This is a genomic window from Dokdonella soli (assembly GCF_039523175.1).
Taxonomy (GTDB): domain Bacteria; phylum Pseudomonadota; class Gammaproteobacteria; order Xanthomonadales; family Rhodanobacteraceae; genus Dokdonella_A; species Dokdonella_A soli.
In genome coordinates this window covers 1-5,537 of the sequence record NZ_BAAAEU010000030.1, presented here as the reverse complement: position 1 = coordinate 5,537, position 5,537 = coordinate 1, and the positions used below count along the sequence as shown (strand labels likewise).

General features: G+C 58.1%; 9 protein-coding genes. 1 reads left to right on the top strand and 8 read right to left on the bottom strand.

Going from position 1 to position 5,537, the window contains the following annotated elements; translation table 11 throughout:
- Positions 1 to 76: 76 nt before the first annotated feature.
- Positions 77 to 664, bottom strand: coding sequence for an NAD(P)H-dependent oxidoreductase (locus tag ABD002_RS18940; RefSeq protein ID WP_343794060.1), 588 nt, complete (start codon positions 662 to 664; stop codon positions 77 to 79).
- 98 nt (positions 665 to 762) lie between these two features.
- A complete protein-coding gene (locus tag ABD002_RS19770; RefSeq protein WP_425545135.1) occupies positions 763 to 1,188 on the bottom strand; it encodes a group II truncated hemoglobin in 426 nt (141 codons plus the stop codon).
- On the opposite strand from ABD002_RS19770, the gene ABD002_RS18935 reads away from it, so the two are divergent.
- Entirely contained in the window at positions 1,099 to 1,308 is a 210-nt protein-coding gene (locus ABD002_RS18935) for a hypothetical protein (RefSeq protein ID WP_343794058.1), read from the top strand. The genes ABD002_RS19770 and ABD002_RS18935 overlap by 90 nt on opposite strands.
- A 76-nt stretch (positions 1,309 to 1,384) precedes the next feature.
- Here ABD002_RS18935 and ABD002_RS18930 read toward each other — a convergent pair whose 3' ends face one another.
- The 6 genes from ABD002_RS18930 to ABD002_RS18905 form a co-directional block, all read right to left on the bottom strand.
- Positions 1,385 to 1,774 carry a GFA family protein gene (locus ABD002_RS18930; RefSeq protein ID WP_343794056.1) on the bottom strand — a complete coding sequence of 130 codons (390 nt, stop codon included), beginning with the start codon at positions 1,772 to 1,774 and terminating at the stop codon, positions 1,385 to 1,387.
- Positions 1,775 to 1,920: 146 nt separating this feature from the next.
- Positions 1,921 to 2,436: a DUF1697 domain-containing protein gene (locus ABD002_RS18925; protein ID WP_343794054.1), complete on the bottom strand. Its 516-nt coding sequence runs from the start codon at positions 2,434 to 2,436 to the stop codon at positions 1,921 to 1,923.
- Between the two features lie 44 nt (positions 2,437 to 2,480).
- Positions 2,481 to 3,050, bottom strand: a complete 570-nt coding sequence (locus ABD002_RS18920; RefSeq protein ID WP_343794052.1) for an NUDIX hydrolase — start codon at positions 3,048 to 3,050, stop codon at positions 2,481 to 2,483.
- Positions 3,051 to 3,162: 112 nt separating this feature from the next.
- On the bottom strand, positions 3,163 to 3,567 hold the full coding sequence (locus ABD002_RS18915) for a GFA family protein (protein WP_343794050.1): 405 nt from the start codon (positions 3,565 to 3,567) through the stop codon (positions 3,163 to 3,165).
- 173 nt (positions 3,568 to 3,740) lie between these two features.
- The gene (locus ABD002_RS18910) at positions 3,741 to 3,905 is read right to left on the bottom strand and encodes a hypothetical protein (protein ID WP_343794048.1); all 165 of its coding nucleotides are present in this window, start codon (positions 3,903 to 3,905) and stop codon (positions 3,741 to 3,743) included.
- 816 nt (positions 3,906 to 4,721) lie between these two features.
- Positions 4,722 to 5,387: a Type 1 glutamine amidotransferase-like domain-containing protein gene (locus ABD002_RS18905; RefSeq protein ID WP_343794046.1), complete on the bottom strand. Its 666-nt coding sequence runs from the start codon at positions 5,385 to 5,387 to the stop codon at positions 4,722 to 4,724.
- Positions 5,388 to 5,537 lie beyond the last annotated feature (150 nt).

The following is a 5,537-nucleotide window of genomic DNA, read 5'->3' as shown; positions in this document are numbered from 1 at the left end:
TCGTGATCACTCCTGAAGGGTGAGTTCAGGGTGTCCACTAAACCGTAGGAACTATCGGGTCCGCTTGAAGGAAGGGTTAGGCCGCATTCTCAACGAGTGCCTTGACCTCGGCAAGCCAAGCCGTGCGCTCCTCGGGGGTGCTGGCGGATGCCGGCGCGTACACGCGCCGAATTACGCTGGCGACGCCGCATAGACCAAAGATGCAGTTTTTCCAGAGCGTTTCGAGTGGGTCGCCAAACAATGAAACCTCACGCTCACGCGGTGTGTTCGAAGTATTGAATACCAAAGCATGCCGTGCCCGAAGTAGACCAACCGGAATGCCTTCGGGACCTACTCCCGAAGGATAGGCGTACGCGGTATCGAGCCGAAACACACGATCGACCCAACCCTTGAGAATTGCTGGCGGCTGACCCCACCAGTTGGGGTGACAGACGACGATTAGATCGGCGCGCGCGAGCTCAGAGCAGTGTTGCTCGACGACCTCACTGGACGAACTGGTGTTTGCCTGCTCTCCAGTTGGTTGAACTGGGTCGAATTGTTCGGCGTAGAGGTCGTGAAAGGCAATGTCATAGCCGCGCTCCATCAGGGCGCGTGTGGCAGCAGCAGCCATTGCGTGGCTGAGGCTGTTCTTGCTTGGGTTGGCGACAACTATAAGGGCGAACATGCATGCGGCTTAACGTTCGATGGAGGGGTTAGGCCGCACTCGGGCCGCTCGGCGGCTGCGTTCACCGGGGCCTGGCAGCGAGGCTCCGGTCCCAGCCCTCACCGTTGCAAGCCTTCCCAAGACCAGCGAGGAATGCGTAGGTCACTTGGCACTTTGTCCGCGCTCTCGGGGTAAGAGGCCATCGAGCTTGTCGTGGCCCAAGCGAAGTATTCGTGGAGCACGCCGCGAAGTACGGGGTCGGCGACTCCTACATCGGCCAATGCTCGGTCGAAGCACTCGATAGCGCGACGGTCCATCTCCTCGTGCGGGCCGTTGCCACTGTGCATTCGAACTACCGAAGACTCGCTACCGTACCGTTGACTGTAGGTCGTTGGTCCACCCCATGCCTCACCCCAGTAGGCGGCCAGCCGCTCGGTATGCCGCGGATGGAAGCCATGGCTGAAAGCGTGGGCGACGATCTCGTCGGCCATGACGCGCTGATGCCAAGCATGAGCAAGATGGAGGACACCTTCCGCGCCTCCAATCGCTTCGAACAGGGTTGTATCTCGCATTGCTTGCTCCTGGCCGAACGGCATTACGCGTTGCATGGCTGTTTAGGTATAACGTTTGACATGAGCGGCAGCCGACGGCGCTACCGGCCTTGACGGAGCGAGCCAGCGTGTCCCGCCGTTGGATGTCCGCTCGATGGAAGGGTTGGGCCGCACGTATTTCGCCTCAACCTTAGAACCAATAGTCGGCGACACACCGACCATCGCGTGGCAAGTCTTCAAACGTATCCAGTCCGTCGAAGTGATCGATTGGTATCTCTGCGACAGCCTCTGGTTCGGTCATGCGTAGATTGACCGCGATACGGCGGCGACCGTGCTCATCGATCTGTTTGCCTCGCCAAAACGCCATACATCCACACGCTGGGCAAAAGTGGAACTCAAGTGCCTTGCCTCTGGCAAATGGCTGAGTCTTGCCGGAGACCTGAATGCCTTCGTTCTCGTAGTCGTATGCCCAAAGTACTCCATACCGTCGGCACGCTGTGCAATTGCAGGCTGTTGCCCCGTCAGGCTGGCCCGCAAACTTCCACTGCACTGCACCGCAGAGGCAAGATCCTTCAATCATGGTTCACATCCTCGGTGGTGGCCGCGATAGCTCTTGTGCGGCCTAACGGTTGACATGAGCGGCGGCTGGAAGCAAGCGAAGCTTGCTGGAAGACGTCCGCTCGATGGAAGAGTTAGGCAGCACTTCAGCTCGCACAGAGACGGCTCCTATGCCCAGGCACACTTTCGAACCGTGTCCAGTGTTCGGGTGGTGATGTTCGTGCCAAGCGTGCGCTCGAGCAAACGCATGAACACAGGGCCCTTGAGGCCTGGCACGTAAGCAGCGAGGACCTCGGAGCCGGTGAACGCAAGAATGCGCGCACCGTCTTGCTCGATGGGTAGTCTGAGCTTTGTTTCAGCTGGGCTGCGAAGAAAGGTGATGACCCGCTTGGCCTTTGATGGAAGGGTAAACTCGGCGAAGGGTTCCGATTGGACAAGATTCTGAAGGTACTCCGCGGACCGAACGATGGTGGCGAAGCAGCGGCCAAGCTCAGACTCCATAGCCTTCTCGGCTCTGCGCTCCAACGTGGCAACGGACGACGAGCGGGCATTGAAAACGACGTTCCCGCTGGACAACAGGGTGCGTACGTCCGAGAAGCCTTCGGCCTCGAAGCAGTTCTTCAGCTCCGGCATCTTGGCGTTCATGGGGCTCACCCCGCGAAGGAATGCGACGTATCTGGGCATGGGCTTCGACTTGCGCAGTAGTGGCGTTGTGCTGCCTAACGTGACTATTCAGCGGCGCCGGTAGGCGTTCGCTGGAATTGATGGTTAGAGCCCAGCTTCTCGACGAAGCGCTTCATGTGCGGGTCGCTGCGCTCAAAAGGTACGTCGCTGAACTGGAACCAGCGAACGGTATGGAATTCTTGTTCGTCGAAGGTCAGCGGCAGCTGGCGACTTGATTGCACTACGTACCAGAGCGAAACGTCCGTGTGACCGGACGTGAGGCCAACGGTTGTGGTGCAGGTAACCATGAGCGGTGCAGCAACGGGCTGGCTGGGTGTGAGATCGAGTTCTTCCTTGAGCTCACGAACAACCGTTTCTCTCGGATGTTCGTCTGGTTCGACGTGTCCGCCAGTGGGTAGCCACAGTTTTGCATTCTTGTGGTCAACCAACAGGATGTGATCTGCATCGACAACCGCGAAATACGAAACCAAGTGCTTGGGCGGCGTAGCGGGCTTTGAGGTACGGCAGAGCTCCACACCTGAATCAATCCACGCGAAGGCGTCTACCAGATGCTCCTGTTCGAGTGTGTCGAAGGGTTCGATAGCAGTGAGTTCAGCGCGTATGGCGTGTCGCATAGAGGCTCTAACATTTGACATGAGCGGCTGGCCGAAGGCCAGTCCGCTCGATGGAAGGGTTGGGCGTCACGCGGAGGTACCGGAGCGGGTAGAAAACCATCGACGGTCGCAATTAGAGATGCCGCGTTTCTGTCGGCTCCGCCCACCAACTGTTCTCTCTCCCATTGGCGAATCGTACCGGCGTTTGCACGAGCTCCGCGGGCGGTGCATCGTCCAGCGTGCATAGCTGGATAGAGACGTAGTCTCCTCCAATCTGTTCGATATATCCGCGGCCGAACGGGCGAACGCCACAATGCTTGCAGAACAAGTGATGCCCATTCATTGTTCCGAACTGATAGTCGCTTAGATCGGATTCGCCGGAGAGCAAGCGAAACTCATTGGGTTTGACGATCACGCTCCAGTTTCGTGTCTTCGTGCAGATGGAGCAATTGCACTTGCCCGTTCCGGTGCTCAGATCGATATCGGCTTCGTAACGTACGGCGCCGCAATGGCAGCTACCGTGGTATGTCTTCATCATGCAATTGCACCGTAGTGAGAGTGACAGATTCTGGATGACGCCCAACGTTTGACATGAGGGGCGGCCGCAAGTGGGCGAAGCCCGCTTGTGGACGTCCCTCGATGGACGGGTTAGGGCACTCTGGGGGAGCCGCTTGGCCGATGCCCAAAGCTTGTAGCGCGGCGGATCCTGTGCTACTCACTTCTTCCGCGAACGAAGTAGACCACCCCAAGGGCAAGAATGATGAGTGGCATTCCGATTGCCACAAAGCCTTGCTCGCCAAAGTGTTTGAAGTTCATTGCGAGCCAACCGCCTCCGACAATGATGCCCAGCAACCCACTCATGCTCTTCTTGCTCATTCTCGGCCCTTCCGTAGTGAAGTGTGTGCCCCCGACGATAGCGACTTTGGGCATTCTGTTGAAGAACACGTGGACGTTGAGTTCTCGTAAACCTGCTCACTCTGAGGGGTGCTGACGAGGACGCTGGCCTTTGCTGGCCAACGGCGGAGGACGAATTCTTCTGTGCGCAACTCAGTGCCCTAACGTTTGACTTAAGCGGACCGCCGTAGGCGGGTCCGCTTGAAGGAAGGGTTAGGCGTCTTTGGACTTGTCGAGACCTGGGGCGTGACTGTCTTCTGTCTTCCGATAGCCTCCGACCTTCCACGACAACCACACGAAGCCGGCTCCTCCTCCAAACCAAGCTGCGAACGAGAGCAGGTAGCGGAAAGGCGCCTGCGCAAACACGATATCTGGCCCGGACCCCAAGGCCGGCATTGCTCCCCTGTAGATGCCCCTTGTAGCGAGGAAAATCAACAAGGCACCCAAAAGGAAGACCAAGACGGATCCAAAGGTGTTTCCCTGCCGATCCGACAGTACACCGAAGCCGCTGTCCGGGTACGCCTGGCCAAAGACAGGGACCTTGAAGGCAGACACCACCACTCCGCTAACCGCTACAACTATGCAACAGAAGCCGAGCAGAAGGCCGGCCCAGTTGTCGGCTCTTATCATGTGCATCCCGGCGACCCCGATACAGACGGAAGCGACAAATACAACCAATCTGATGACTGAACGAGATGACATGATGGGGATTTTGGATGCCTAACGTTTGACTTAAGCGGACCGCCGTAGGCGGGTCCGCTTGAAGGAAAGGTTAGGCTTCGCTGCCAACTCGTGATTTCATGGAAAGTACTTCCAGATCCCCTCGGAGACAACTTGGGTGACGCCTTCGACTACCTTTATGGCAGACTGGTCGTCGATGGCGTATGCCGGATTACCGATGTCCGTTGCCCATCGTTGAGCACTGGACAAGTTGTTTTCCGGCATGTGTCGGTTCTCGAGGTGGGGAAAGATTGAGAAGTCGACGATGCCCAAGGTGCTGTCATTGCCAGCGGCCGACTTCCAGTTCACAAAGTCCTTTCCGATTCGAGGAGTCATCACCATGCTACCGGCGCTGACTCCCACCCATACTGCCTCGGGCAGCGACGGCAGTAGAGCGGCAAGCCCGGACTGTCTCATCCAATGACATAGATAGGCCGCGTCTCCGCCGTCGACTAGGAAAACGTCTGCCTCTCGGATCCATGGAGCCCAGCGCCCTTCATCGATGCTGGGCAGCGCAGTCAGTTCCAACAGGCCTAGCGACTTCCAACCTAGGTCGCACATGGGAGCTGGGGAATTTCCCGAGACAAAGCGCCACGCGGAAGCTGGAGTGCACATTGGGTGCCCGTACTCGGCCGTGGGGATGCACAAGGCGTTGCACGCGGAAATGGGCTTGCCCAGGAGGTCAACGAGCGCGTCGAGGATGCTGGCATTCGTGATTCCCCCGGAAGTTAAGAGAAGCTTCATGTTGAGTGTGCGTGGTCTGCGAGGCCTAACGCCTGAGCTTAGCGGCCGCTGCCGCAACGCCTAACAGTTTACCGCAGCCCATCCGCAGCGGGAGAGTTCCTACGAAAAAGTGGACACTCGTTGGTTAGGCGCACTGGGCTTCAAACTCGG